Genomic DNA, 24,388 nt, shown 5'->3' with positions numbered 1-24,388 from the left:
GCGCTCCACACAACGCTGGAATTCCCCACTTTTGGGGCACGACGGCGGCGCGTCGCCCCGAAAACGCGGCGCGCCGTCGTCGTTCCTTCCCTAAGCCGGGGAAACTCAGCGGCGACGACCGTGGATTCAGCGGCCGGTCAGTGTTGAACTCAGTGTGGTGCTGATCCGGTGGGCTTCCTCCATCAGCAGTTTGCCGAGGAACTCCTGCCGTTCCGGCCGGAACCGGGGTTCGATGCCGGTGAGTGAAAGCGCGCCCACGGGCCTGCCCAGCTGGTCGAACACGGCCGTCCCCATTCCCCAGCTGCCTTCCAGCACGAGGCCGGGATTCACTGCGAATCCATGCAGCCGGGTCCGTTCCAGATTCCTGCGCACCACGTCCATGCTGTGGCCTGCCGCGAAACTGCCGGCGTGCTGGTCCCAGCCGGACAGGATGGCTTCCTGTTCCTCGTCCGGGAGGAACGCCATGATGGCGGTCCCGGCCGAGGCCACACCCAGTGGAAAACGGACTCCCTCGTGCAGCACGAAGGAGCGTACCGGGAAGCTGCCCTCTTCCCGCAGCACGCAGACCGTCTCCTGGCCCCTGCGGATGGAATAGAACGCGCTCTCGCCGGTCTCCTCCGCCAGCCGGCGCAGGCTTGGCCGCGCCAGGTCCTCAAACGGGAAGCGGGCCGCCGCCACTGATCCCAGCAGGAAAATCTCAGGGCCCAGGATCCAGTTTCCGCTGCGGGCATCGTGGTCCAGGAGGCCCTCCGCGGCAAGGGAGGCCAGGAGCCGGTGGACGGTGGGGCGGGTCAGCCCGGACTCCCGGACCAGCCCGGCAATCGAGCTGCCCTCCGGCTTCCGGCCGACAAGCCGGAGCAGTGATGCGACGCGGCCCACCACCTGCGCCCCTTGGACTGGATTCTTCATTCGGATCACCAACTCTCAAGAAATCCTCCACAATGTGGACACCTCAAAGCCTAGCGTCCACGCTGTGAAATATCTGCCTTGCGGGCAGAATTACGCCGTTGACCAACTTCCTTGAGCACCCTAGGCTCCTTCTTCAGGCCCAGTGTCCACAACGTGGAGGACTTGAATGGCTCTGCACGCTCGATGATGAGGAGACGGAATGTCCAAACTGAAATCCAACGCCGCCGCAACCCTGGCGGAAGTGCTCCAGGACGGCATGACGCTCGCCGTCGGCGGCTTCGGCCTGAGCGGCATCCCGGCGGACCTCATCGAGGCCGTGCGCGATTCCGGCGTCCGCGACCTGACCGTGGTGTCCAACAACATGGGCGTGGATGGGAAAGGCCTGGGCGTCCTGATCGAAGCCGGCCAGGTCCGCAAGGTCATCGCCTCCTATGTCGGCGAGAACAAACTCTTCGCCGAGCAGTACCTCGCGGGCCTGCTCGAGGTGGAGTTCACCCCGCAGGGCACCCTGGCCGAGCGCCTCCGCGCCGGCGGCGCCGGCATCCCCGCCTTCTACACCAAGACCGGCGTGGGAACGCTGGTTGCCGAAGGCAAACCGCTCGCAGAGTTCGACGGCGAAACGTACGTCCAGGAGCGCGCCATCCGCGCCGACGTCGCACTGGTCCACGCGCACACCGCGGACACGGACGGGAACCTGATCTACCGTTACACGGCCCGGAACTTCAACCCCGTGGTGGCCACCGCCGGCCTGGTGACGATGGCCGAAGCCGAAGTCATTGTCGAGCCGGGCGCACTGGATCCCAACCACATCATCACCCCGGGCGTGTACGTCCAGCACCTGGTCCAGGCGAGCGGCCGGGTGAAGGACATCGAACAGCGCACCGTCCGCCCCCGGGAAGCGGCAACAGTGCCCGCCTGAACGCCACCCGACCCGCCCCCGCGCCATAGCGCGAACGAACGCTTAAGGCCCCGCAAACTTTTAACCCCAAGGAGAACCCCATGGCCTGGACCAGGGATGAAATGGCTGCCATCGCGGCCGAGGAACTGAACGACGGCGACTACGTGAACCTGGGCATCGGCATCCCCACGCTGGTGGCCAACAACCTGCCCGACGGCGTCCGCGTGGTCCTGCAGAGCGAAAACGGCCTGCTCGGCATGGGCCCGTTCCCCTATGAGGGCGACGAAGACGCCGACCTCATCAACGCCGGCAAGCAGACCGTCACGGTCCTGCCCGGCGGCAGCATCTTCGACTCCGCCACATCGTTCGGCATGATCCGCGGCGGCCACGTCAAGGTGGCCATCCTGGGCGCCATGCAGGTCTCCGGCAACGGCGACCTCGCCAACTGGACCATCCCCGGCAAAATGGTCAAGGGCATGGGCGGCGCCATGGACCTCGTGGCCGGCACGCCGCGCGTGGTGGTCCTGACCGAGCACAACGCCAAGGACGGCACGGCCAAGATCGTCACCGAGTGCACCCTGCCGCTCACCGGCCTGCGTTGCGTGGACCGGATCATCAGCGATCTCGCCGTTTTCGACATCGTGAAATCGGACGACGACGGCGGGCGGCAGCTCACGCTGACCCGCCTTGCGCCGGGGGTCACAGTGGAGGAAATCCGCGAAAAGACCGAAGCCGCATTCGACGTCGAGCTTGAAACTGCGGGAGTAGAGGCATGAGCCTCAAGGAACAGTTCGGCAAGGATGTCCTGCTCACCGGCTGGGGCCACAGCCGGTTCGGCAAGCTCACGGACGAGACCCTTGAGTCCCTGATCGTCCAGGTGGCCACCGAGGCAATCAGCAACGCCGGGATCGAGCCCGGCCAGATCGATGAGATCTACCTGGGCCAGTTCAACTCCGGCATGATGCCGCTGGCGTTCCCGTCCTCGCTGGCATTGCAGGTCTCGGACCAGCTGGCCAACGTCGCCGCCACGCGTGTGGAGAACGCCTGCGCCTCCGGGTCGGCCGCGTTCCAGCAGGGCACCAAGTCGCTGCTTGCCGGGACGGCGAAGACCGTGCTGGTGATCGGCGCCGAGAAGATGACCCACGCCGGCGCCGACGTTGTGGGGGCCGCCCTGCTGGGCGCCGACTACGACATGGCCGGCCAGACGTCCACCACCGGCTTTACGGGCCTGTTCGCGGACGTCGCCAAGCACTACGAAAAGCGCTACGGTCGCGGCGACGGACAGCTGGGCGACGTGCTGGGCTCCATCGCGGCCAAGAACCACCGCAACGGCGTCGACAACCCCTATGCCCAGCTCCGCAAGGACCTCGGCGAGGAGTTCTGCCGCACCGTCTCGGACAAGAACCCCATGGTGGCCGATCCGCTGCGCCGCACCGACTGCTCCCCCGTGTCCGACGGCGCCGCTGCCGTTGTGCTCAGCACGTCGCCAACCGGCGGGGCCACAGCGCTGGTGCGGCTCGCCGGCTTCGGCCAGGCGAACGACTTCTTCCCGGCTGAACGCCGGGATCCTACGGCTTTCGCCGCCACGCGCATGTCCTGGCAGCGCGCGCTGGGGATGGCCGGCGTCGGGCTTGAAGACCTGGACTTCGCCGAAGTCCACGACTGCTTCACCATCGCCGAACTGCTGATGTACGAGGCCATGGGACTGACCGAACCCGGCCAGGGCGCCCGCGCTGTGCAGGAAGGCTGGGTCTTCAAGGACGGGAAGCTGCCCATCAACGTCTCCGGCGGACTCAAGGCCAAGGGCCACCCCGTGGGTGCAACCGGCGTATCCCAGCACGTCATCGCCGCCATGCAGCTCACCGGGACGGCTGGCGACATGCAGCTCGCCAGCCCTCGCCGCGCCGCCGTCCAGAACATGGGCGGTGTAGGCATTGCCAACTACGTCAGCGTCCTCGAAGCGGTCTAGGGATACGTGGTGGGTTCCGCACCTAGCGTCCACAGAACCACAAGCGTAGGGTCATAGAACCAACGTGCTCCTGATGGAGGTCGGCCATCACAGATTTGTTGCCCATCAGGCTCCGTTGGAGCCGACGAGGACGAAGATCCCACGACTGATTGATCCGCGGCGGCAGCCCTTCTGATCCACCGCGGGATCCACAGGAACGGGCCCCGCAGCGTTGCTTACAGGATGAGCGTCAAAGGAGCCAGGGATGGCTGGATGGAATGCTGACACCGCGGCTGGCCCTCTGGGGGCCACGGTGACACTCGTGGATGGCTCGAACTTCTGCATTTCCGGTCTTGCCGGCGACATGTACTCCGACCGCCCCCATGGCGTGTTCCATGAGGACACCCGCATCGTCTCCCGCTGGAGACTGACGGTCAATGATGTGACTTTGGAGCCGCTGGCCGCCCGTGCCCTCGAACCGTACCGGGCCGTCTTCATAGGTCGTCCGGGCCGGTCAGCCGGCCATGCGGACAGCCCTTTGATCGTGGAACGAAACCGCGAGGTGGGCGCGGGCATCCAGGAAGAGATCACCGTCCGGAACCATTCCCGCGAGCCTGCCGTGTGCGTGCTGGAGCTGGCGATGGACGCGGACTTCGCGGACCTCTTTGAGGTGAAAGACGCCCGGATCATCCGATACTGGGACCAGTCCCGGCACCCGGAAGGCGACTCCCTCACCATCAAAGGCGTCTGGCGGGGAATACACAAGGGGGTTGTACTCCAGGCTCCCGACGCGACTTTTAGCCACGAAGGCCTGGGCTACCGCACCGTGGTGCCGCCGCACGGCCAGTGGCGCACAAGGGTGACGGTGTCGCCGCTACTGGACACAGCCGAAACGCCCGCGCCCTTCCAGCGCCAGGCAACCGGCACCTCGCCTGCGGAAATACGGCGCCAGGAGTGGATCCGGAAGATCCCCGCGATGTACGTCAGCAACGTGTCGATTGCCCGCACCCTGCAGCGCAGCCATGATGACATCGGCGCCCTCCAGATCGAGGACCCGCTGCATCCGGACCGGACCGTCGTCGCAGCGGGTGCTCCATGGTTCATGGCCCTCTTCGGCCGCGATTCGCTTCTCTCGTCCTATATGGCGCTGCCTGTGGACCCGTCGCTGGCCTTGGACACCTTGCAGACGCTGGCCGAAAGGCAGGGCAACGCGGTGGACGCGCTGACCGAAGAGCAGCCCGGCCGGATCCTCCATGAGGTCCGGCTGGGCGTCAGCACGGGCCTGGCACTGGGCGGCAAGTCCGCCTATTACGGCACGGCCGATGCCACGCCGTTGTTCGTCACGCTGCTCGGCGAAGTCAGCCGCTGGGGGCTCGCCGCGGACCAGGTGGCCGCACTGCTGCCCAACGCTGACAGGGCGCTGGAATGGATCAGGGATTACGGGGACAGCGACGGCGACGGCTTTGTGGAATATCAGCGGCTCAACAACCAGGGGCTGATCAACCAGGGATGGAAGGATTCCTGGGACGGCATAAATTTCGCGGACGGCCGCATGGCAGAGCCGCCGATCGCCCTCTGCGAAGTGCAGGGTTACGTGTACGGCGCCTACATCGCCCGGGCGTGGATGGCGTACGACGCCGGAGACCTGGCTTTGGCGCGGGAGTTGCGGGAACGCGCGGCGCGGCTTAAAAAGCAGTTCAACGAACAGTTCTGGCTGCCGGACCGTGGCTACTACGCCATCGCCCTGGACCGGGACAAGAGACCCGTGGATGCCTGTGCCTCCAACATGGGGCACTGCTTGTGGAACGGGATTATCGACGCCGACAAGGCGCCGCTGGTGGCTGCCCGCCTGATGTCGCCGGAAATGTTCAGCGGCTGGGGGATCCGCACCCTGGCCACGGACATGGGTGCCTACAACCCGGCGAGCTACCACAACGGATCCGTGTGGCCGCATGACAACGCGATGATTGCTACGGGCCTGATGAGGTACGGATTTGTGGACGAGGCCCAGCGGGTTGCCCGCGGACTTATTGAGGCGGCGGATTTTACGGACCACCGCTTGCCTGAATTGTTCTGCGGATTTGACCGCGCTGATTTCCCGGAACCGGTGCCTTACCCGACGGCTTGCTCGCCCCAGGCCTGGGCTGCCACCACCCCGGTGCATCTGCTGCGCACACTGCTGCGGTATGACCCCCACGTCTCCATGAACGGTATGTGGATGGACCCTGTGCTGCCGGAGTCCTGGGGCCGGGTCCACATCACCAACTGCCCCATAGGCGATGGCCGGATCACCATCGACGTGACCGGCAGCCAGGCCACGATCGAGGGGCTCCCGCCGGGGATGACGTTCCACCGCGGGACACGTCCCCCCCTTGCCGATCTGGTTGAGCTCGCCGAGAAGCTGGACAAGACGGGCTAAACCCCGAACAGGAGCGCGCATCTTGCGGATAGGACTGATAGCTCCACCATGGCTCCCCGTCCCGCCCCTAGGCTACGGCGGAACGGAGGCGATGATCCATGCGCTGGCCACCTCGCTGGCGGCGGCCGGGCACAGCGTTGTGCTTGCCGCGGCGGCCGACAGCACCTGCCCGGTGGAACGAATCGGCGGCTTCGCTCCGGCGGAGCGTGCCGCCATGGGCAGAACGAGCTCTGAGTTGCCGCACGTGATCAGGGCCTACGCCGGACTGGACGACGTCGATATCATCCATGACCACACCCTGGCGGGACCGTTGTACCGGCACCGCCCACCCGGGATTCCAGTGGTCAGCACCATTCATTCGGACATGCGGCCGGAGCTGTGCCGGGTATATGAAGCCTTCAGCCGGGACGTGTCACTGGTGGCCATCTCGCAGCACCAGGCCAACAGCGCCCCGGATGTGAGAATCCGACGGGTCATCCACCACGGCATCGATCCCGCAACTGTTCCACCCGGTGCCGGAGCTGGTGGCTACGCGTGTTTTCTGGGCCGAATGGCGCCGTGCAAAGGCATCGCTGAGGCCATCGCGGTGGCCCGCAGAGCGGGAATTCAGCTCAAGATCGCCGCAAAAATGAGCGACCCGGCGGAAGTGGATTATTTCCGCTCCGTGGTCGCTCCCTTGCTCGGGCCTGATGAAGAGTTCCTCGGAGAACTGGACGCAGACGGAAAGTTCGCCCTGCTGGGCAATGCCGTCGCGCTGCTCAACCCTGTGCAGTGGGACGAACCCTTTGGAATGGTCATGATCGAGGCGCTGGCCGCCGGCACCCCCGTTGTGGCCACTCCGAGGGGCTCCGCACCGGAAATCATCGAGCACGGAGTCACCGGTTTCCTCGCCGCGAGTACCGATGCACTGGCCAGCTGCCTGCAGCGTGCGTCCGGCCTGGACCGGCATGACTGCCGGTCCGCCGTCGAAACCAGATTCAGCGCGGAGGCGATGACGCGGAAATATGTGGAGTTGTTCGAGGACGTGCTTTAGCCCTGTGTCAGCGGGCACGGATCAGGGCAGCGATCTCGCCGAAGCCCAGCCGCTCCGCATTCTCCAACGGCGTCCGGCCTTGAGGATCGCGTATGCCCGGGTCCGCACCGGCAGCCAGCAGCTGCCGGTGTACGTCTTGCTGCCGTGGCCCGCCGTTGTTCAGCAGGATGGCTTCCTGCATGGCGGTGCAGCCCAGGTCGTTGACATGGTTCACGGGAACTCCGGCGGCAATAAGGATCCGGACCGTTTCCACGTGGCCGTGTTCACTCGCGGGAATCAACGCTGTGCCGCCGAAACGGTTGGTGCTGGCAACATCTGCTCCGTTCGCGAGCGTCAGCTGCAGGATCTCGTTGAAGCCCTCTGCCCCGGCGTAGAGGAAGGCCGAGTCCTTGATGGCGTCCTTGGCGTTCACGTTGGCGCCGCGGCCGATCAGCTCACCAGCCAGCGCCACATTGTTGGCCTTCGCGGCGGCGATAAGCTCCTGGTCGAGCCGGGTCTGGGCCTCGGCGGACAGGGCTGGTGGTTTGGTGGCTGCCGTTGCGGTGGAAGCAGGCGGGGACGTACCCGGCGAAGTCGACGGTCCGGACGGGGGCTGGCTGCCGGGGCTGCCCAGGACGGACGACGGCGGCGAATCCTGCCGTTGCGGCTCGCCGGGACCCGTCTGGCAGGCGGCCAGGCAAACTGATACACCACCCGCCAGAAAGAGAATTGCCGCCGCCCTGCGTGCCCGGCGCCAGGTCCTGAACCGCCTCATGGAGCCGAGCCTACTTGCCTGAGCCGGCAGCTGCAGCGGCGATGGCCTCGGCGCCGGCGGTGGCGCAGGCTTCGTCCAGGTTGCCGTCGGGGGCACCGCCCACGCCGATGCCTGCCACGGACACACCATTGACCTTGAGCGGGACGCCGCCGGGCAGGAACAGGGTGCCGGGGAGGTCCGCGATGCTGGGCCCGTTGCCGTTGACGCGCTTGGCCAGCTCGCTCGTCGGTGCGCCGAAAGCGGCCGCGGTGTAGGCCTTCTGCTGGGCTGCTTCGATCGTGTGCTCGGCGGCGTTGTCCCCGCGCAGGAGCGCCTGGACGGTGCCGAACCTGTCCACCAGGGCCACCGTGACGAACGGCAGCTTGTCAGCTTGGCATTTCGCAAGGGCTGCCCGGACCGCATCGGCCGAGGCACCCGCGGTGATGCGGTTCTGCGCCACCACGGTCTGCGGCGCCTGCGGGATATCGACGGCGGGTACCGCGGCGGGAGCCGCCGCCTGGCTGGTCCCGGCGTTGGCTGCAGCGGTTAGCCCTCCCGTCAGCAGCAAAGCTCCTGCGGCAGCAGCGGCGGCGGCAATCTTGTTGGACTTCTTCACGGTGTTTCTCCTTGGGTTGATGGACTCACGTTGATGGACGCACGTTGCTGGACTCACGCTGGCGGAATCCATTGGAACGGGCATCGGCTCCATCCATCCTGTCCGGCCCCGCCGGAACAAACATCGGGCCTTTGGCTGCGCCCCGCTCCCCCGGATGGCCAGCAGCATCAGCCAAAAGGCGGAGAGACCAGCAACGGCGCGGGCAATAGCATGGGATAGGAACGCCCCTGACCTGAACCGGACCCCATGCCCTCCCCAGCCACTCCCCGTAAAACCCTGACCGACGGATCTTCGCTGACCACCGGACGCGCCCTGCCTGTTGGACCGGCCGCCGCCCCTGGCCGGTTCGGCCGGATCGACACCGCCGTCCACCTTGGCTTCGCTGTCCTGCTCGTCGCTTCGGCCGTCCGCTATGCTATGCGGCACAGCCTGCAGGACAACCTGCTGGTCCTCGGCCTGGCAGGAGCGGTGTGCGCCCTGTATGCCGTCATCGCCGTATTGGCCCGGCAGAGACGCCCATGGGCGGTCTGGATGCTCGTGTTTGTGGCCGTCTGGGCAGCGCTGGTTATCGCCGCACCCAGCTTCGCTTGGTGTTCCTTTGCGATCCTCTTCCTGTGCCGGACGGCCTTTAAGGGCGCCGTGGGTTACGTGGCGGCAGGCGCGACGGCGGCCGCCACCGCCGTCGGGCTGTTCCGGCTCAGCGACGGGACGGACCTCGCGATGCTGCTGGGGCCGCTCGCCGTCGGCGTGATGCTTACGCTGATCAATGACCGGATCGAGCACGACGCCGCGGAGCAGCGCCGTCTCCATGCGGAGGTATCGCTGGCACACGGGCAGCTGGCGGCCAGCGAGCGCCTGGCCGGCACCATCGCCGAACGCGAGCGCGTATCGCGAGAGATCCACGACACCGTGACGCAGGGCCTGGCCAGCAGCCTGCTGCTCCTGGAGGCCGCTGACCGTTCGTGGCCAGGCCAGGCATCGCGCCAGGAGCTCAACCAGGCTACGGAACTGCTGCGCCGGAATCTCTCCGAGACGCGCAATCTGGTCCACGAGCTCGCCTCCCCGGGCCTCGACGCATCGCCGCTTCCCGAAGCCCTGCACCAGGCGGCCGCCCAGTACGTCCCGCACGCCCGGCTCCTGGTCACCGGCGAACCGAGGGAGGTCCCTGCGGAAGTCCGGCACACCCTGCTGCGGGTGGTCCAGAGCGCGGCCGCTAACATCCAGCAGCACGCAAACGCCGCCACCACAACCCTGACGCTGGGGTTCCTTCCTGACTCGGTCACCCTTGACATCTACGACGACGGGACGGGCTTTGACCCGTCGGCGGCAGCACCGCCGTCGGACGCCGGAGGCTACGGGCTGCGGGCAATGCGCCAGCGGGTTGAGCAGCTGGGCGGGGTATTCTCGGTGGAAAGTTCCCCCGGCGAAGGGACCATCGTGGCCGCACAGGTGCCGGCCCGGGTGCAGTCAGCGCCACCTGGCCAGCAGATGACACCGGAGGACGCATGACTACCATCACTGTCCTCCTGGTGGACGACCACCTGGTGGTCCGGAGCGGACTCAAGGCACTGCTGGGTACGCAGCCTGACTTTGACGTGGTGGCCGAGGCCGCCTCCGGCGAGGAAGCGCTGGGGCTGGTGGAACACCACTCCCCTGCCGTGGTGGTGATGGATCTGGCCATGGGCGCCGGAATGGACGGGATCGAGGCCATCAGGCAGCTGCGGCAGCGCAACAGCCGGCAGGCCATCCTGGTGTTCACCACATACGATTCCGACGCGGACATCGTCCGGGCGGTGGACGCCGGCGCCATGGGCTACCTCCTCAAGGACGCCGCCCCGGACGAAATCTTCGCCGCCATCCGCGGTGCCGTGCAAGGGAAGAGCGTCATGAGCGCCCCCGTGGCCTCCCGGCTCTTCCAGCAGCTGCGCAATCCCGACGAGGTCCTGACGCCCCGGGAGGCGGAGCTGCTGAGCCTCCTGACCGAGGGGCTCAGCAACCGGGAACTGGGCCAGCGGCTCTTCATCTCCGAGGCCACCGTCAAGACCCATCTGGCGCATATCTACGCCAAGCTCGGTGTGGAGACCCGCTCCGCGGCGATCGCCACGGCCATCCGCCGGGAGGGCATGCGCTAGCCCGCAGTGGTCAATTCCCGCGTACCACTTCTGTAACAGCGGTGACACTTGATGACTGCAGCTATTGCACGCCCACCGCGCAGCCCCTAGGTTTGAGACAGCGGACTACAGACTCCGCGTCTGCCTGCCGTCCGAGCAGGACCAGAAAAGGGTTACAAAGGAAGTTAGCAATGGCAACAGGCACAGTTAAATGGTTCAACGCTGAAAAGGGCTTTGGTTTCATCGCTCCGGACGACGGATCCGCCGATGTTTTCGCGCACTATTCCGCAATCGCCAGCAGCGGCTACCGCTCGCTGGATGAGAACCAGAAAGTCGAATTCGATGTGACCCAGGGTCCCAAGGGCCCGCAGGCAGAGAATATTCGCCCGCTCTAAGGTTCTGATCAACTGCCCTGACCGTGCTGCAAAGCATGGCCAGGGCAGTTTTTTCTTAAGTTCTTTTCCCGTGAATTGCTAGACGAAGGCCGATTTTCCGGTAACGGCCCGGCCAACAATCAGCGAATTGATTTCGTAGCTGCCCTCATAGGTATAGAGGATTTCGGCATCACCAAACAGCTTGCCCATTTCAAAGTCCGAGCTGATCCCGTTGCCGCCCAGCAGCGACCGTCCCATCGCCACCGACGCGCGGGCCAGCCGGGTGCACGTGGACTTTGCCATGGCCGCCTGCGCCATCTCCAGCTTGCCGTCCGTCTGGATCCGGGCGAGCTGGGCCATCAATGCCAGTGACGCGGAGGCGTTGCCCAGGATCTCCGCCAGTTGCTGCTGGACCAGCTGGAAGCATGCCAGTTCCTTGCCGAATTGCCTGCGTTCCAGGGAGTAGGAACGGGCGACGTCGAACGCGGCCAGCTGGATCCCGGCACCCTGCCAGCCAACCCAGGCGCGCGAATCCCGCAGGAGGTCGTTGGCTTTGGAGAAGTCCGTGGCGCCCGGCAACATGTTGGACGCCGGAATCCTGACGTTGTCCAGCACAATGTCCGCGTTCTGCATGATCCGCAGGCCGATCTTGTTGGCAATCTTGGTTGCCCGGTAGCCAGCGCGGTCCGTCTCCACAATGAAGCCCTTGATGTGCCCGTCCGCTGCGTCACGCGCCCACACCAGCGCGAAGTCCGCGATGGTCCCGGAGCCGATCCAGCGCTTCGCGCCGTTGATCACCCACTCGCCGCCCTCCAGCCGCGCGGAGGTTTCCAGCCCGCCGGCGATATCCGAGCCGTGCTCCGGCTCGGTCAGGGCGAAGGCGCCCAGCTGGGTAAAGTTCCTCAGGCCAGGCAGCCACCGCTGCTTCTGTTCCTCCGAACCGAGGGCGTCGATCATTCCCACGATCAGTTCGTTGTGGATCCCCACCAGGGCCGACAGCGAAACGTCCGCCCTGGCCACCTCGACGTACATCAGGCCTTTGAAGAGCTTGGACGTGCCGTCCGTCTGCAACGTGCCAAGCCCGTGCTTGCCCATCTCCGCCAGTAGCCCGAACGGGAATTCCTCGCGGTTCCAGTAGTCAATGGATGCCTGCCGCACCGTGGACTGCAGGAACGCCCGGATCTCCAGGTAGCGCGCACGTTCCGCCGCGGGCAGGAGGTCCACGATGTGCATCAGGTCCGCCTCTGGGAAGGGCGGGGCTCCGGTCACAACACGCTCACGTCCTTGTGGCTGCACGCTTCATATCCCTTCGGTCTTCCAAACCCTTGGATGTCCTAGTATATTGCACAGGGATGGATTCTTAGTGATGCGCATCACTGGACGAAAGGTGTCCCCTTGTCAGTCACCGATGACTTCCGCGCGGCACGCGACCGCCTGCTGACCCTGCATTCCGACTACCACCAGGCCAGGCGCGAGTTCGTGTGGCCGCGGTTCACGGAGTTCAATTTTGCCCTCGACTGGTTCGATCAGATCGCCGCAGATCCTGAGAAGGCCAACAATCCGGCCCTGGTCATCGTGGAGCAGGACGGTTCGGCCACCCGCCGGAGCTTCGCGGACCTGGCCGCCCGTTCCAACCAGGTGGCCACCTGGCTGAGAAGCCAGGGCATGCGCCGCGGGGACCGGATGATCATCATGCTGGGCAACCAGGTGGAGCTCTGGGAGCTGATGCTGGCCGGCATCAAGCTGGGCATTGTCCTGATCCCCACCACCACCCTGATGGGTCCGGAGGACCTGGCCGAACGCGTGGAGCGCGGCGAGGCGGGCTGGGCCGCCGTCGGACGTTCCAACATCGGCAAATTTGCCGGCGTTCCCGGCGATTACCGCCTGATCGAAATCGGCGCCGGCGGCGGTTCAGCCGGCACCCCCGGTGCCCTCCAGTACACGGATTCGACGACGGCGGCAGTCACGTTCACGGCTGACGCCCCCACCCAGGCGGACGAGACGCTGCTGCTGTATTTCACGTCCGGAACCACGTCGAAGGCCAAGCTGGTGGAGCACACCCACACCTCGTACCCAGTGGGGCACCTCTCCACGATGTACTGGATTGGCCTGGAACCTGGTGACGTGCACCTGAATGTGGCATCGCCGGGCTGGGGCAAACACGCGTGGTCCAATTTCTTCGCCCCGTGGATCGCGGAGGCGTGCGTATTTGTCTACAACTACGCACGGTTCGACGCCCGTGCCCTGATGGAGCAGATGGACCGCGAACGCGTCACCAGCTTCTGCGCCCCGCCCACAGTCTGGCGGATGCTCATCCAGGCGGACCTGAAAGTGCTGAAGACCCCGCCCACCAAGGTGGTCTCCGCGGGCGAGCCTTTGAACGCCGAAGTGATCGAGCAGGTCCAGCGCGCGTGGGGCCAGACCATCAGGGACGGCTTCGGCCAGACCGAAACCACCGTCCAGGTAGCCAACACGCCCAGCCAGCCGGTCACCATCGGCGCCATGGGGCGGCCGCTTCCCGGCTATGACGTAGTGCTGGTGGACCCCAACACGGGGAAAGAAGCCAACGACGGCGAGCTGTGCCTCCGCCTGGACCCCCGGCCGGTGGGGCTGATGAAGGGTTACTACGGGGACGCGGAACGGACCGCCGAGGCGTTCCGTGGCGGCTACTACCACACGGGCGACATGGCCAGTCGTGACAAACACGGCGTCATCACCTATGTGGGCCGCGACGACGACGTCTTCAAATCCTCCGACTACCGGCTCTCGCCGTTCGAACTGGAGAGCGTGCTGCTGGAACACCCCGCCGTGGCCGAGGCGGCTGTGGTGCCGTCGCCGGATGCGGTCAAGCTTTCGGTCCCCAAGGCCTATGTTGTGCTGGTGCCCGGGCTGGAGCCGGGGCCGGAGCTGGCCGAGGACATCCTGCGGTACTGCCGCGAACACCTGGCGCCGTTCAAACGGATCCGGCGGCTGGAATTCGCGGCGCTGCCCAAGACCATCTCGGGCAAAATCCGCCGTGTGGAGCTGAGGCACAATGAGGAGCTCCGGCATGGCGGGGGCATTCATCCCGACGGCTTCGGTGTGGAGTACTCCGAGGCGGATTTCCCGGGGCTGAAGGGCTGAAGATGGCCGCGCCACTGCCCCGGGACCCCATCGCGGACGCCCAACGAAACTGGGAGGAGCACGGCTGGGCCGACGTCGCCCCTCCCATGGCCGCGATCACGGCGATCATGCGCACGCAGCAGATCCTGCTGGCCCGGATCGAGGGCGCCCTGAAGCCGTTCGGGCTGACCTTCGCCCGCTACGAACTGCTCGCGCTCCTCAGCTTCGCCCGCAGCGGCGAGCTGCCCATGAACAAGGCGAGCGCCCTGCTCCAGGTCCATCCCACCTCGGTGACGAACGCCGTCGACCGTTTGGAAGGCTCGGGACTGGTGACACGTTCGCCGCATCCCACGGACGGCCGCACCACCCTGATCGAGCTCACCGCGGAGGGGCGGATCGTTGCCAAACGGGCGACGGCGGTGCTCAACACCGAGGTGTTTGGCCAGTCGGGGTTCGACGCGGCCGATGTTGACCAGCTGATCCGCATCCTGGGTACTTTCCGCCGGAACGCCGGGGACTTTGCAGACTGACCCATCGATTGCTCCGTAACCGCCGTTTTGGGCACTGAAAAGGGCTTCTACGGAGCACTCGATGGGGAGGGGGTCAGCGGTGGGTGAACTCGGGCTGCCGTTTTTCCGTAAAGGCGGCCATGCCTTCCTTCTGGTCCTCGCTGGCGAAGAGCGAGTGGAAGAGCCGGCGTTCGAACAGGACCCCCTGGGCGAGTCCCGTTTCAAAGGCCGCGTTGACGGCTTCCTTCGCGAGCATGGCCACGGGCTTGGACTTGGACGCGATGGCCTCCGCGGCCTTCAGCGCCTCCTCCACCACATTCTCCGCGGGCACCACGCGCGAGACGAGTCCCGAGCGTTCAGCCTCCCCGGCGCCGATGAAGCGCCCAGTGAGGATCATGTCCATGGCCTTGGCCTTGCCTACGGCGCGCGTGAGCCGCTGCGAACCGCCCATGCCCGGCAGCACGCCGAGGTTGATCTCCGGCTGGCCGAACTTGGCGTTGTCCCCGGCGATGATGAAATCGCACATCATGGCCAGCTCGCAGCCGCCGCCCAGCGCGAAGCCGGACACGGCCGCGATGACAGGGATCCGCAGCCGGGTGAAGTCCTCCCAGCCCCGGAACCAGTCGGCGGCGTACATGTCCATGTAGCCCTGCGAGGCCATTTCCTTGATGTCGGCACCCGCGGCGAACGCCTTGCTCGAGCCGGTGATCACCACCGCACCGACGCCGGGGTCGGCGTCCATGGCGGCGACGGCTGCCACGAGCTGGTCCATGGTGGCTTTGTCCAGGGCGTTCAGCGCCTCCGGCCGGTTAAGCGTGACCAGCCCTACCCGGCCGCGCTGTTCCACCAGGATGTTCGTGTACTCCGTCATGCCTAACCTTTCAGCTGTTTTCGCGTGTTGCTGGTGCTGCAGAGTTACCAGTGCTGCAGATGGTGCTAGTGCTGCGATTTGTCGCGGATATCGGTGATGATTCCGGAGAAGTCCCGGCCGGCTCCGCCTTCAGCGGCAAACGTATCGTAGATTTCCGAGGCGAGCGGTCCCAGCCGGGCCGCCACCCCGGTACTTTCCAGCGCATTCAGCGCCAGCCGCAGGTCCTTCGCCATCAGCGCCCCCGCGAAGCCCGGCTGGTAGTCGCGGTTGGCGGGGCTGGTGGGGACCGGACCGGGAACAGGGCAGTTGGTGGTCAAGGCCCAGCATTGTCCGGAGGCGTTGGAGGCGACGTCGAACAGCGCCTGGTGCGTCAAGCCCAGCTTCTCGCCCAGCACAAAGGCTTCGCTGACCGCGATCATGGAGACCCCCAGGATGAGGTTGTTGCAGATCTTCGCGGCCTGGCCGCCCCCGTGCCCGCCGCAGTGGACCACCCGTTTTCCCATCACCTCGAGCAGTGGCCGCACCGCCTCGAAGTCCTCCGTTTCGCCGCCCACCATAAAGGTCAGCGTGCCGGCTTCCGCACCCACCACACCGCCCGAGACCGGGGCATCCACGGCACGGTGGCCGGCCGCAATGGCGAGCGCGGAGGCTTCCCGTGCCTCGTCAACGTTGATGGTGGAACAGTCCAGAAACATGGTCCCCGGCTTGGCCTCGGCCAGCAGGCCCGGCTGTCCCTCCGTGCCGCGGTAGGCGTCCAGCACATGCTGTCCGCTGGGGAACATGGTCAGCACCACGTCGGCACCGGCAATGGCGTCCAGCGGACTGGCCACCGTGGGGACACCGTGCGTTTGGGCGGCGTCCAGCGCGGCGGGGACCACGTCGAAGCCCGCCACGGTGTAGCCGGCACGGACCAGGTTCGCTGCCATGGGCCCGCCCATGTGGCCCAGGCCCAGGAAAGCGACGGTGGTTTGTTCAGGCATTGTCCGGCTCCTTTGTGTGCAGGTTGAGCTCCCGGTCCCCCAGCGGCGCGAAGAACCGTTCGATGTCCGTCGCGTGCACCTCGTGCAGCGTGGCCGGCTTCCATTGCGGAATGCGGTCCTTGTCCACCACCTGCGCCCGGATCCCTTCGCGGAAGTCGGGCGCAACCAGGAACCGAAGCCCCACGCGGTATTCCTGCGCCAGCGCCTCGTCCAGCGTCAGCCCCTTCGCGCGGCGAAGGGACTCCAGTGCCACCTTCACAGCCGTCGGCGACTTCGCTTCGATGGTGTCGGCGGCCTCGGCCGCTTCGGCCGCAGGCTCCCCGCCCGGCGCGCCGCCCGAGGCCTCATCCAGCGTCCGCAGCCGCCGGACAATGTTCTCCACGTCATCGCTGGCATAGGCGGCATCGATCCAGTCGCGCTGCGCCTCCAGCCCGGAGGGCGGCGGGCTCTGGGCAAAACGTACGACGGCGGCTTCCGCACTTTCGTGTTCGAGCGCCGCCGCCAGCTCCGGCAGGCTCCCCGACGGGACAAAGTGGTCCGCGAGGCCCAGGAACAGCGCATCCGCCCCGGTCAGATGGGCTCCGGTCAGCGCGGCATGGGTGCCGGTCTCTCCAGGTGACCTCGCCAGCAGCCAGGTCCCGCCGACGTCGGGCACAAATCCGATGGTGGTCTCCGGCATTCCCAACCGGGTCCGTTCGGTGACCACCCGCACGGAGCCGTGCGCGGAGATTCCCACACCGCCGCCGAGCACCAGTCCGTCCATGAAGGCCACATAGGGCTTGGGGTACGCGGCGATGAGGGAGTTCAGCCGGTATTCGGCCTGCCAGAAGTCAGCAGTTTCCGTACCGCCGCCGAGGATGTCCCGGTAGATGGCCACAATGTCGCCTCCGGCGCAGAGGCCACGCTCGCCGGCGCCGCGCACCAGGACGGTGGCCACGTTGTCGTCGTCCGCCCAGGCGGTGAGCTGCTCCAGCATGGCGTCCACCATGCCGGCGTTCAGGGCGTTGACTGCCTTGGGCCGGTTGAGCGTGATGACGCCCAGGTGGCCGCGCTTCTCGAACAGAACCTCCGTCATCAGCTGCCTTCCGGCATGATGAAGCTGGCGCCCTGGCGGATCCCGGACGGCCAGCGTGTGGTGACCGTTTTGGTCTTGGTGTAGAAACGGAACGCGTCGGCGCCGTGCTGGTTAAGGTCGCCGAAGCCGGACGCTTTCCAGCCGCCAAACGTGTAGTAGGCGATGGGAACCGGAATCGGCACGTTGATGCCCACCATGCCCACCTCCACCCGGCTGGCGAAGTCCCGGGCGGCGTCGCCGTCGCGGGTGAAGATGGCCACGCCGTTGCCGAATTCGTGCTCGGAACACAGCCGGAGCGCTTCGTCGTAATCGGCGGCGCGGAGCACGCTGAGGACGGGGCCGAAGATTTCCTCCTGGTAGATCTTCATGTCCTTGGTGACGTGGTCGAAGAGCGTGGGGCCTACCCAGAAGCCGTCGTCATAGCCTTCCACCGTGATGCCGCGCCCATCGGCCAGCAGGGTGGCACCCTCGTCCACGCCGGACTGGATGTAGCCCTCGATCCGTTCCTTGGCACTCGCCGCCACCACGGGCCCGAAGTCCGAGTCCTTGTCCAGGCTGTGGCCTACCCTGAGGTGTTTGACGCGCTCGACCAGCTTGGATACCAGCGCATCCGCGGTCTTCTCCCCCACCGGGACGGCCACGGAAATGGCCATGCAGCGCTCGCCCGCGGAACCGAAGCCGGCGCCGATCAGGGCGTCGGCGGCCATGTCCAGGTCCGCGTCCGGCATGATCACCATGTGGTTCTTGGCCCCGCCGAAGCACTGGGCGCGCTTCCCGTGGGCGGCCGCGGTGGCGTAGATGTACTGGGCGATGGGTGTTGAACCCACAAAGCCGATGGCCTTCACGCGGGGATCTTCCAGCAGCGCGTCGACAGCTTCCTTGTCCCCGTTGACCACGTTGAACACCCCGTCCGGCAGCCCGGCCTCGGTGAACAGTTCGGCCAGGCGCAGCGGAACCGAGGGGTCCCGCTCGGAGGGCTTGAGGATGAAGGCGTTGCCGGCGGCGAGGGCCGGGCCGGACTTCCACAGGGGGATCATGGCCGGGAAGTTGAACGGGGTGATGCCCGCGACCACCCCGAGCGGCTGGCGAAGCGAGTGGACGTCGATGCCTGCACCGGCGTCGTCGGAGAACTCGCCTTTGAGCAGGTGTGGGGCGCCCGCCGCGAACTCCACCACTTCAATGCCGCGCTGGATATCGCCCTTGGAATCGGCGAAGGTCTTCCCGTGCTCGGAGGATAGCAGCGTGGCGAGTTCGTCCATGTTCTCGTTGACGAGGTCAACAAACTTGAGCAGGATCCGGCCGCGGCGCTGCGGGTTCATGGCGCCCCACTGGACCTGCGCTTTCTCCGCGGCGGCCACCACGTTCCGGACCTCCTCTCCGCTGGCGAGGGGCAGGCGCGCCTGCACTTGGCCCGTGCAGGGGTCAAAAACGTCACTGAAGCGGCCGGAGGTCCCCGTCACCCGCTGGCCGTCTACGTAATGGGATAGTTCGCGCACCATGATGCAATGCTCCTTCGCATGTGATCCAGGTCATCTCTGCAAGCGAATATACTCGGACTTCCTACTAAATTCCAGACTGTCCCTGCAACGGTGGACAACGGCCTGCGCGGGCTTTCCCGCCGAGGCAACGCCTCCGGTCAACAAGTTCGGTAAGTTAGGGACTGTGAAGATTGCTACCTGGAATGTGAACTCCCTCCGTGCCCGCGCCGACCGTGTGGAGGCGTGGCTGCAGCGCAGCGATTGCGACGTCCTGGCCATCCAGGAGACCAAATGCAAGGACGAAAACTTTCCCTGGGAACTTTTCGAACGCATGGGCTACGAGGTGGCCCACTTCGGTGTGAACCAGTGGAACGGCGTGGCCATCGCGTCCCGGGTAGGCCTGGAAGACGTCGAGCGCACCTTCCTGGACCAGCCTCCGTTCGGGAAAGAAGGCAAGGACCCCATCCAGGAAGCCCGCGCCATGGCCGCGACCTGCGGCGGCGTCCGGGTCTGGAGCCTCTACGTGCCCAACGGCCGCTCCCTGGACGACGAACACATGCCGTACAAGATCAAGTGGCTTGAATCCCTGAAGACCCACGCCCAGGGCCTGGTGACCGCCGACCCGACAGCTCAGGTAGCCCTCATGGGCGACTGGAACATTGCGCCGTTCGACGACGACGTCTGGGACATCGACCTTTTCGTCAATAACAAGTACACCCATGTCAGCCCGCCGGAACGTGCTGCGTTCCACGCCTTTGAAGAGGCCGGATTCAAGGACGTGGCACGCGAGTACACCCCCGGTCCCGGCGTGTACACGTACTGGGATTACACCCAGCTGCGCTTCCCCAAAAAGGAGGGGATGCGCATTGACTTTGTCCTTGGCTCCCCCGCGTTGGCGGCCCGCGTCACGGGCGCGTCGATTGACCGCGAGGAACGCAAGGGCAAGGGCGCCTCGGACCACGCCCCCGTTCTGGTGGAACTGGCGGACTGATGGCTGCGGCCGGGGCCCAGGAAGGGAGACTGTAATGACGGGAAACCTCTACAGGGGCCAGGCCGGGCTGCCGTTCTCCTCCACCCTGCGCGTCTACGAACCGCTGGAGGCCTTCCCGGAAGGACAGCGGGAGGCCATCCGGACCGCCGGTGCCCGCACAGCCTCGCGGGCCGCCGTCGAAAACGCCGAACTGCTGGCCTCGCTGGGCCGGATCACCCGCTCCGGCGGGGACCCCTTCCCCACCGGGCGGACGGATCTGGTCCGGGTCACCAGCATTCCCGGTGTACCCCCCGGGCGGACCCCGCAGCCAGGAACCTCCGACGCCGGTGCTGCCGCCGGCCCGAGTGCCGAGTCAGGCTTGGGTACCGGGATAGGCGCCGGTTCCGGCTTTGGGCCTGACGCTGGGGGCGACGGTGGGCGTGACGCTGGGTCCGGGCGCGTCCTTCTGTACTGCCCCAGCCAGCTGGTCCTGCGCGCCGGCCTCGCGGCCAATGCCCTCATGGAAGGCATCCACGGCCCGCTGGCCGAAATGCTGATTCCGGAAGAGCAGCGGGACAAGCACCAGGAACGCATTGACCAGGTCAAAGCCCGTGACGGCGCCATCCGTGTGCATACCCGCGCCTCCACGTGGGGCATCCCCTTCAGCTGGTTCTCGCTGTTTATGGAAGGCGATCATAAGGACGTGGTGGAATCAGGCGGGCGCATCCTCACCGTCAGGGTGTGGGCTCCCATCACCGAAGCCATGGAGCGGGCACGGTACGCCGTGGCCCACCTGGCGCTGGCGGCCCCGGACCTGGACATGCTGGACGACCTCGCGCAGCTGACCGAATGGCTGGAGCTGTTCCACGTCAATTCCATGGTGGAACTCGACTACGGCGCCGTGGCGGACAAGGTGTACCCGGACGAGTCGCCCATGGACATCCGGCTAGGCATCGAATGCCTGGCAGAGGGCGACATGACGGGCGCCGCCGCGGCCTACCGCAGGCTGGCTTCCCGCTGGATTCCCATCCGGCAGCTCGCCCGCGCGTCCTGACCGCTTTTTCCTAGACGCGGCTTCTTCCTAGACACGGCTTCGCGACTGCGGCTTCCTGAACCCGGCGTCCTGGCCGCGGCATCCTGGCCGGATGCCGCGCCGCGCCTCCTCAGGAACGAGGCGGCGCCGTCGTACGCCTGATGATGAGCTGGTGGGGCGCGACGGCGGATTGGACCGCCCCGACCGTGCCGTCCAGTTCGTCGATGAGCATCTTGGTAGCCAGCTCGGCCTGTTCGTCGGGCCGTTGTCCCACGGTGGTCAGGCCCATCGCGTCGGCGAAATCGTGGTCATCGATCCCCACCACCGAGAGGTCCTCAGGGACCCGTACGCCTACGCGTGCTGCTTCGAAGATGACTCCCATGGCCATTTCGTCTGAGGCGCAAAAGATGGCGGTCGGCTTCGGGCCGGGCTGGGTCCAGAGGCGTCGGAATGCCTCTTGGCCGCTGCGGACCGTGAAATCGCCCCATTCGTCCCACTCGGGGCGGGTGGGCAGCCCTGCTCCTGCCATAACGTCCTTGAAAGCCAGGATCCGCACGCGGGGAACGTCGAAGTTAAGGTCCGTTTCGTCGTCGCCGTGCAGGAGGGCAATGTCCCGGTGGCCGAGGTCGATCAGGTGCCGTACGGCGGTGGACGCTGCGGCGTAGTCGTCGATGCCGATGTACGCGCACTCTTCCACATGGCCGCCCACCACGATCAGCGGGATATCAATCTTTTGGAGATGGTCCAGTTCCTCGTGGCTGAGCGCCATACAAAGGACAAGCAGGGCATCAATCTGTTTGTAAACCATGGTCTTGCTGAACAGGCGTTCCCGGTTGCTGCCGTGACCGCCCAGGTTGAAGAGGGAAAGATTGTAGTGGCGGGCGTGAAGTTCGCGGTCCGCGCCCTCAATGGCCTTGGAGAAGAACCAGCGGCTCACGAACGGTGCCAGGACGCCAATGGTCTTGGTTCGGCCGGTGGCCAGACCTGACGCCGACGACGACGCCACATAACCCAAAGCACCCGCCACCTCGAGGATCTTCTCCCTGGTGGCGGGCGAAACCCTGGGAAGCCCGCGTACGGCCCGGGAAACGGTGGCGGTGGAGACGCCTGCGGCTGCGGCCACGTCCTCAATGCTGACGCCGCTGTGGCCACCCCGTTGAGACCTTTCAGCCATGCGTGCCACCGTTTCCCCTCATGGGTTCAAACCTAATTTCCGCTATGCAGTTGCCCCCAAGCCATGCTAGGTTGCGGGCCGCCCGACGTCACAGTGTTACCTGCCTGCCTCCCCTTGCGTCCGATCAGCCTATGCGGATCGGCCCTGAGCCCGGTCAGCCCTTGAGGCCGCCGGCCAGGAGACCACGGACAAAGAAGCGCTGCAGGCCAAGGAACACCGCCAGCGGGACGATGATCGAGACGAACGCGGCGGCAGGGTTCAGGAAGTCCCTGTTGCCGCGGGTACCGGAGATCTCAGCGAGCCGCTGGGTGATGGGCGCTACGTCCGCCGTTCCACCCGAGAACACCAAGGCCACCAGCAGGTCATTCCAGACCCACAGGAACTGGAAGATGGCCAGGGATGCCAGAGCCGGGACGGACAACGGCAGGATGATCCGCCAGAAAATGGTGGTGTGTCCTGCCCCATCCACCTTCGCGGCCTCGATCACTTCGCCCGGGATCTCCGAGATGAAGTTGTGCAGCAGGAAGATGCCCAACGGGAGTCCAAACATGGTGTGGGCGATCCACAGCTGGGCATAGGACCCGGGCGGGAGCTTCAGGACCTGCGTGAACAATGACAGCAGCGGGATGAGTGCCATCTGCAGGGGAATGATCTGCAACGCGAACACGAAGATGAACGTAGCCTCGCGGCCCCTGAAGTTGCCCCAGGCGAAGATGTAGGCCGCCATGGAGGCGAGCACCAGGACAAAGACGGTCACCGGGATGACAATCGCCAGGGAGTTGATGAAGTACTGCGAAAGGTTCGCAGACTGCGATCCGGCTGCTGCCGTGACGTCGACGTAGTGCTTGAAAGTAAAATCCCAGTCGGCAAAGAAGTTCCACCAGCCATCCGAGCGCGGGCCCACCTGCTTGGCCGCGGGACGGATGGAGGATACCAGGAGACCGAAGGTGGGCACGGTCCAGATCGTCGCAATGATCACGGCGGCCGCAGTGGCCCAGCGTGACGTGAGCTTGGTCTTGACGCGCCGCATGATCGGTGCGGAATCCTCCGGCGTCGCGGGACGGCCTTCGTCTTTGCGTGACTGGGTCCGGGAAGAGTTGGCCGCCTCATCCGGCGCTGGCATGACGGTCATCGGATTTCCCTTTGCTGACGAAGTACGCGGGCATTGTAGACCACTATGGGCAGTACGAGAAGGAACAGGACGAGGGCCAGCGCCGCACCCCTGCCCGGTTCGCCGGCGCGGAAGGCCTGCGTGTACATCTCGTTGGCGATCACGGACGTGTCATAGTTGCCCGCCGTCATGGTGCGGACAATGTCGAAGACTTTAAGGGTGGCGATGGTGATGGTTGTCAGCACCACCACCAAAGCGCCCCGAATGCCGGGAACCGTCACATTGCGGAACTGCTGCCAGGGGTTGGCACCGTCCAGGCGCGCTGCCTCAACCAGTTCCACCGGCACGCCCTTGATGGCAGCGGAGAGGATCACCATGGCAAAGCCTGTTTGGATCCAAACCATCACGATGATGAGGAAGATGGTGTTTTCCGGGGCATCAAGAAGAAATTGCTTGGGGTCCATGCCCAGGGCAACCCGCACAGCGTTAACGACGCCAGTCTGTTCAATGCCGGGGCCGCGGTAGTCGTACACAAGCTTCCAGATGATGCCGGCGCCCACCATCGAGATGCCCACCGGCATAAAGACCAAAGCTTTGAGGGCATTTTCGCCGCGCGCCTTGTCAATGAACACCGCGTAAGCGAGACCGAAGACCGTGGACAGCAACGGCACCAGAACGGTCCAGATCACCGTGTTGCGGAGGGTGGCCAGCGCCTCGGGCTGGGTAAACATCCAGACGAAGTTATCGACTCCGTTGGGTTGGCCGGAGGCATTCGTGAATGCCAGGAATGATGTCTGCACGGCGGGATAAACCAGGCCGACCAGCATCAGGATTGCCGCCGGCGCCAAAAAGCCAACGATCGTCAGTTTGTCTTTGACTGATTTGGGAGCCCTGTCCACAATCAGCATGATCAGCCCAATTAGCGCGGCAAAAACCGCCAAGGCGATAAAAACTTGAAGAAATTTTCCTCCAAGAAACTCCATTGCCCAACCTCCGTGGTGTGCGTGGATCTGTTTGTTCTGAATCGACATCGCGCCCTTGGGA

Annotated in this window: 23 protein-coding genes; 12 read left to right on the top strand and 11 right to left on the bottom strand. The window is 65.8% G+C overall.

Annotated elements, in window-relative coordinates:
* Nucleotides 1-126: 126 nt before the first annotated feature.
* The gene (locus NG698_RS12550; protein ID WP_248763005.1) at nt 127-909 is read right to left on the bottom strand and encodes an IclR family transcriptional regulator; all 783 of its coding nucleotides are present in this window, start codon (nt 907-909) and stop codon (nt 127-129) included.
* Nucleotides 910-1,108: 199 nt separating this feature from the next.
* Here NG698_RS12550 and NG698_RS12545 point away from each other — a divergent pair, with 199 nt between their 5' ends.
* From NG698_RS12545 to NG698_RS12525, 5 genes are all read left to right on the top strand, one after another.
* Nucleotides 1,109-1,828: a CoA transferase subunit A gene (locus tag NG698_RS12545; RefSeq protein WP_252602769.1), complete on the top strand. Its 720-nt coding sequence runs from the start codon at nt 1,109-1,111 to the stop codon at nt 1,826-1,828.
* A gap of 80 nt (nt 1,829-1,908) precedes the next feature.
* Entirely contained in the window at nt 1,909-2,583 is a 675-nt protein-coding gene (locus NG698_RS12540) for a CoA transferase subunit B (protein ID WP_252610066.1), read from the top strand.
* The gene (locus NG698_RS12535; protein ID WP_252602763.1) at nt 2,580-3,776 is read left to right on the top strand and encodes an acetyl-CoA acetyltransferase; all 1,197 of its coding nucleotides are present in this window, start codon (nt 2,580-2,582) and stop codon (nt 3,774-3,776) included. Before NG698_RS12540 ends, NG698_RS12535 begins: the two co-directional genes overlap by 4 nt.
* A 244-nt stretch (nt 3,777-4,020) precedes the next feature.
* Complete coding sequence (locus tag NG698_RS12530) at nt 4,021-6,174, top strand: amylo-alpha-1,6-glucosidase (RefSeq protein ID WP_252602761.1); 2,154 nt, start codon at nt 4,021-4,023, stop codon at nt 6,172-6,174.
* Between the two features lie 22 nt (nt 6,175-6,196).
* Nucleotides 6,197-7,207 carry a glycosyltransferase family 4 protein gene (locus tag NG698_RS12525; protein ID WP_252610064.1) on the top strand — a complete coding sequence of 337 codons (1,011 nt, stop codon included), beginning with the start codon at nt 6,197-6,199 and terminating at the stop codon, nt 7,205-7,207.
* 7 nt (nt 7,208-7,214) lie between these two features.
* Here the strand turns inward: NG698_RS12525 and NG698_RS12520 are convergent, their stop codons facing one another.
* Entirely contained in the window at nt 7,215-7,961 is a 747-nt protein-coding gene (locus NG698_RS12520; protein WP_252610062.1) for an ankyrin repeat domain-containing protein, read from the bottom strand.
* Nucleotides 7,962-7,971: 10 nt separating this feature from the next.
* Nucleotides 7,972-8,556: a GlcG/HbpS family heme-binding protein gene (locus NG698_RS12515; protein WP_252602752.1), complete on the bottom strand. Its 585-nt coding sequence runs from the start codon at nt 8,554-8,556 to the stop codon at nt 7,972-7,974.
* A 246-nt stretch (nt 8,557-8,802) separates the two neighbouring features.
* On the opposite strand from NG698_RS12515, the gene NG698_RS12510 reads away from it, so the two are divergent.
* From NG698_RS12510 to NG698_RS12500, 3 genes are all read left to right on the top strand, one after another.
* A complete protein-coding gene (locus tag NG698_RS12510; RefSeq protein WP_252610061.1) occupies nt 8,803-10,065 on the top strand; it encodes a sensor histidine kinase in 1,263 nt (420 codons plus the stop codon).
* Nucleotides 10,062-10,688 (top strand): response regulator, encoded by a 627-nt coding sequence (locus tag NG698_RS12505; protein WP_252602747.1) that lies wholly within the window; start codon nt 10,062-10,064, stop codon nt 10,686-10,688. The genes NG698_RS12510 and NG698_RS12505 overlap by 4 nt, the downstream gene beginning before the upstream one ends.
* Before the next feature lie 170 nt (nt 10,689-10,858).
* Nucleotides 10,859-11,062 carry a cold-shock protein gene (locus tag NG698_RS12500; protein ID WP_013599688.1) on the top strand — a complete coding sequence of 68 codons (204 nt, stop codon included), beginning with the start codon at nt 10,859-10,861 and terminating at the stop codon, nt 11,060-11,062.
* Nucleotides 11,063-11,140: 78 nt separating this feature from the next.
* On the opposite strand, the gene NG698_RS12495 is transcribed toward NG698_RS12500, so the two are convergent.
* Nucleotides 11,141-12,274 (bottom strand): acyl-CoA dehydrogenase family protein, encoded by a 1,134-nt coding sequence (locus tag NG698_RS12495; protein ID WP_252602778.1) that lies wholly within the window; start codon nt 12,272-12,274, stop codon nt 11,141-11,143.
* 162 nt (nt 12,275-12,436) lie between these two features.
* Between NG698_RS12495 and NG698_RS12490 the strand changes: the two genes are divergently transcribed.
* Together NG698_RS12490 and NG698_RS12485 are read left to right on the top strand one after the other, a co-directional pair.
* Entirely contained in the window at nt 12,437-14,164 is a 1,728-nt protein-coding gene (locus NG698_RS12490; RefSeq protein WP_252602745.1) for an AMP-binding protein, read from the top strand.
* A gap of 2 nt (nt 14,165-14,166) precedes the next feature.
* Entirely contained in the window at nt 14,167-14,673 is a 507-nt protein-coding gene (locus NG698_RS12485) for a MarR family winged helix-turn-helix transcriptional regulator (RefSeq protein ID WP_252602744.1), read from the top strand.
* 73 nt (nt 14,674-14,746) lie between these two features.
* Here the strand turns inward: NG698_RS12485 and NG698_RS12480 are convergent, their stop codons facing one another.
* The 4 genes from NG698_RS12480 to NG698_RS12465 all read right to left on the bottom strand — a co-directional run bounded on the left by NG698_RS12480 (nt 14,747) and on the right by NG698_RS12465 (nt 19,077).
* Nucleotides 14,747-15,523, bottom strand: a complete 777-nt coding sequence (locus tag NG698_RS12480; protein ID WP_252602742.1) for an enoyl-CoA hydratase — start codon at nt 15,521-15,523, stop codon at nt 14,747-14,749.
* A 65-nt stretch (nt 15,524-15,588) separates the two neighbouring features.
* Nucleotides 15,589-16,503: a 3-hydroxyisobutyrate dehydrogenase gene (gene mmsB / locus NG698_RS12475; RefSeq protein ID WP_252602740.1), complete on the bottom strand. Its 915-nt coding sequence runs from the start codon at nt 16,501-16,503 to the stop codon at nt 15,589-15,591.
* Nucleotides 16,496-17,578: an enoyl-CoA hydratase/isomerase family protein gene (locus NG698_RS12470; RefSeq protein ID WP_252610058.1), complete on the bottom strand. Its 1,083-nt coding sequence runs from the start codon at nt 17,576-17,578 to the stop codon at nt 16,496-16,498. Before NG698_RS12470 ends, mmsB begins: the two co-directional genes overlap by 8 nt.
* The gene (locus NG698_RS12465; protein WP_252602736.1) at nt 17,578-19,077 is read right to left on the bottom strand and encodes a CoA-acylating methylmalonate-semialdehyde dehydrogenase; all 1,500 of its coding nucleotides are present in this window, start codon (nt 19,075-19,077) and stop codon (nt 17,578-17,580) included. Before NG698_RS12465 ends, NG698_RS12470 begins: the two co-directional genes overlap by 1 nt.
* Nucleotides 19,078-19,240: 163 nt before the next feature.
* Here NG698_RS12465 and NG698_RS12460 point away from each other — a divergent pair, with 163 nt between their 5' ends.
* Nucleotides 19,241-20,047, top strand: coding sequence for an exodeoxyribonuclease III (locus tag NG698_RS12460; RefSeq protein ID WP_252602734.1), 807 nt, complete (start codon nt 19,241-19,243; stop codon nt 20,045-20,047).
* A 34-nt stretch (nt 20,048-20,081) separates the two neighbouring features.
* Complete coding sequence (locus tag NG698_RS12455) at nt 20,082-21,080, top strand: DUF8083 family protein (protein ID WP_252602731.1); 999 nt, start codon at nt 20,082-20,084, stop codon at nt 21,078-21,080.
* A 109-nt stretch (nt 21,081-21,189) separates the two neighbouring features.
* On the opposite strand, the gene NG698_RS12450 is transcribed toward NG698_RS12455, so the two are convergent.
* The 3 genes from NG698_RS12450 to NG698_RS12440 all read right to left on the bottom strand — a co-directional run bounded on the left by NG698_RS12450 (nt 21,190) and on the right by NG698_RS12440 (nt 24,327).
* A complete protein-coding gene (locus NG698_RS12450) occupies nt 21,190-22,242 on the bottom strand; it encodes a LacI family DNA-binding transcriptional regulator (RefSeq protein ID WP_252602728.1) in 1,053 nt (350 codons plus the stop codon).
* Between the two features lie 145 nt (nt 22,243-22,387).
* The gene (locus tag NG698_RS12445) at nt 22,388-23,365 is read right to left on the bottom strand and encodes a carbohydrate ABC transporter permease (RefSeq protein ID WP_252610056.1); all 978 of its coding nucleotides are present in this window, start codon (nt 23,363-23,365) and stop codon (nt 22,388-22,390) included.
* A complete protein-coding gene (locus NG698_RS12440; RefSeq protein ID WP_056348751.1) occupies nt 23,362-24,327 on the bottom strand; it encodes a carbohydrate ABC transporter permease in 966 nt (321 codons plus the stop codon). Before NG698_RS12440 ends, NG698_RS12445 begins: the two co-directional genes overlap by 4 nt.
* Nucleotides 24,328-24,388: the final 61 nt, after the last annotated feature.

This window comes from Pseudarthrobacter raffinosi (assembly GCF_023913735.1).
In the GTDB taxonomy this organism is placed as follows: Bacteria; Actinomycetota; Actinomycetes; order Actinomycetales; family Micrococcaceae; genus Arthrobacter; species Arthrobacter raffinosi.
This window is presented reverse-complemented; position numbering and strand designations above follow the sequence as displayed.

Bases quoted from the DNA above. Each gene is read 5' to 3' on its own strand.
- NG698_RS12550 (WP_248763005.1), bottom strand. From the start codon at position 909: ATGAAGAATCCAGTCCAAGGGGCGCAGGTGGTGGGCCGCGTCGCATCA.
- NG698_RS12485 (WP_252602744.1), top strand. From the start codon at position 14,167: ATGGCCGCGCCACTGCCCCGGGACCCCATCGCGGACGCCCAACGAAAC.
- mmsB (WP_252602740.1), bottom strand. From the start codon at position 16,503: ATGCCTGAACAAACCACCGTCGCTTTCCTGGGCCTGGGCCACATGGGC.
- NG698_RS12440 (WP_056348751.1), bottom strand. From the start codon at position 24,327: ATGGAGTTTCTTGGAGGAAAATTTCTTCAAGTTTTTATCGCCTTGGCG.
- NG698_RS12535 (WP_252602763.1), top strand. From the start codon at position 2,580: ATGAGCCTCAAGGAACAGTTCGGCAAGGATGTCCTGCTCACCGGCTGG.
- NG698_RS12520 (WP_252610062.1), bottom strand. From the start codon at position 7,961: ATGAGGCGGTTCAGGACCTGGCGCCGGGCACGCAGGGCGGCGGCAATT.
- NG698_RS12530 (WP_252602761.1), top strand. From the start codon at position 4,021: ATGGCTGGATGGAATGCTGACACCGCGGCTGGCCCTCTGGGGGCCACG.
- NG698_RS12445 (WP_252610056.1), bottom strand. From the start codon at position 23,365: ATGACCGTCATGCCAGCGCCGGATGAGGCGGCCAACTCTTCCCGGACC.
- NG698_RS12480 (WP_252602742.1), bottom strand. From the start codon at position 15,523: ATGACGGAGTACACGAACATCCTGGTGGAACAGCGCGGCCGGGTAGGG.
- NG698_RS12500 (WP_013599688.1), top strand. From the start codon at position 10,859: ATGGCAACAGGCACAGTTAAATGGTTCAACGCTGAAAAGGGCTTTGGT.
- NG698_RS12470 (WP_252610058.1), bottom strand. From the start codon at position 17,578: ATGACGGAGGTTCTGTTCGAGAAGCGCGGCCACCTGGGCGTCATCACG.
- NG698_RS12465 (WP_252602736.1), bottom strand. From the start codon at position 19,077: ATGGTGCGCGAACTATCCCATTACGTAGACGGCCAGCGGGTGACGGGG.
- NG698_RS12540 (WP_252610066.1), top strand. From the start codon at position 1,909: ATGGCCTGGACCAGGGATGAAATGGCTGCCATCGCGGCCGAGGAACTG.
- NG698_RS12505 (WP_252602747.1), top strand. From the start codon at position 10,062: ATGACTACCATCACTGTCCTCCTGGTGGACGACCACCTGGTGGTCCGG.
- NG698_RS12495 (WP_252602778.1), bottom strand. From the start codon at position 12,274: ATGCACATCGTGGACCTCCTGCCCGCGGCGGAACGTGCGCGCTACCTG.
- NG698_RS12510 (WP_252610061.1), top strand. From the start codon at position 8,803: ATGCCCTCCCCAGCCACTCCCCGTAAAACCCTGACCGACGGATCTTCG.
- NG698_RS12455 (WP_252602731.1), top strand. From the start codon at position 20,082: ATGACGGGAAACCTCTACAGGGGCCAGGCCGGGCTGCCGTTCTCCTCC.
- NG698_RS12545 (WP_252602769.1), top strand. From the start codon at position 1,109: ATGTCCAAACTGAAATCCAACGCCGCCGCAACCCTGGCGGAAGTGCTC.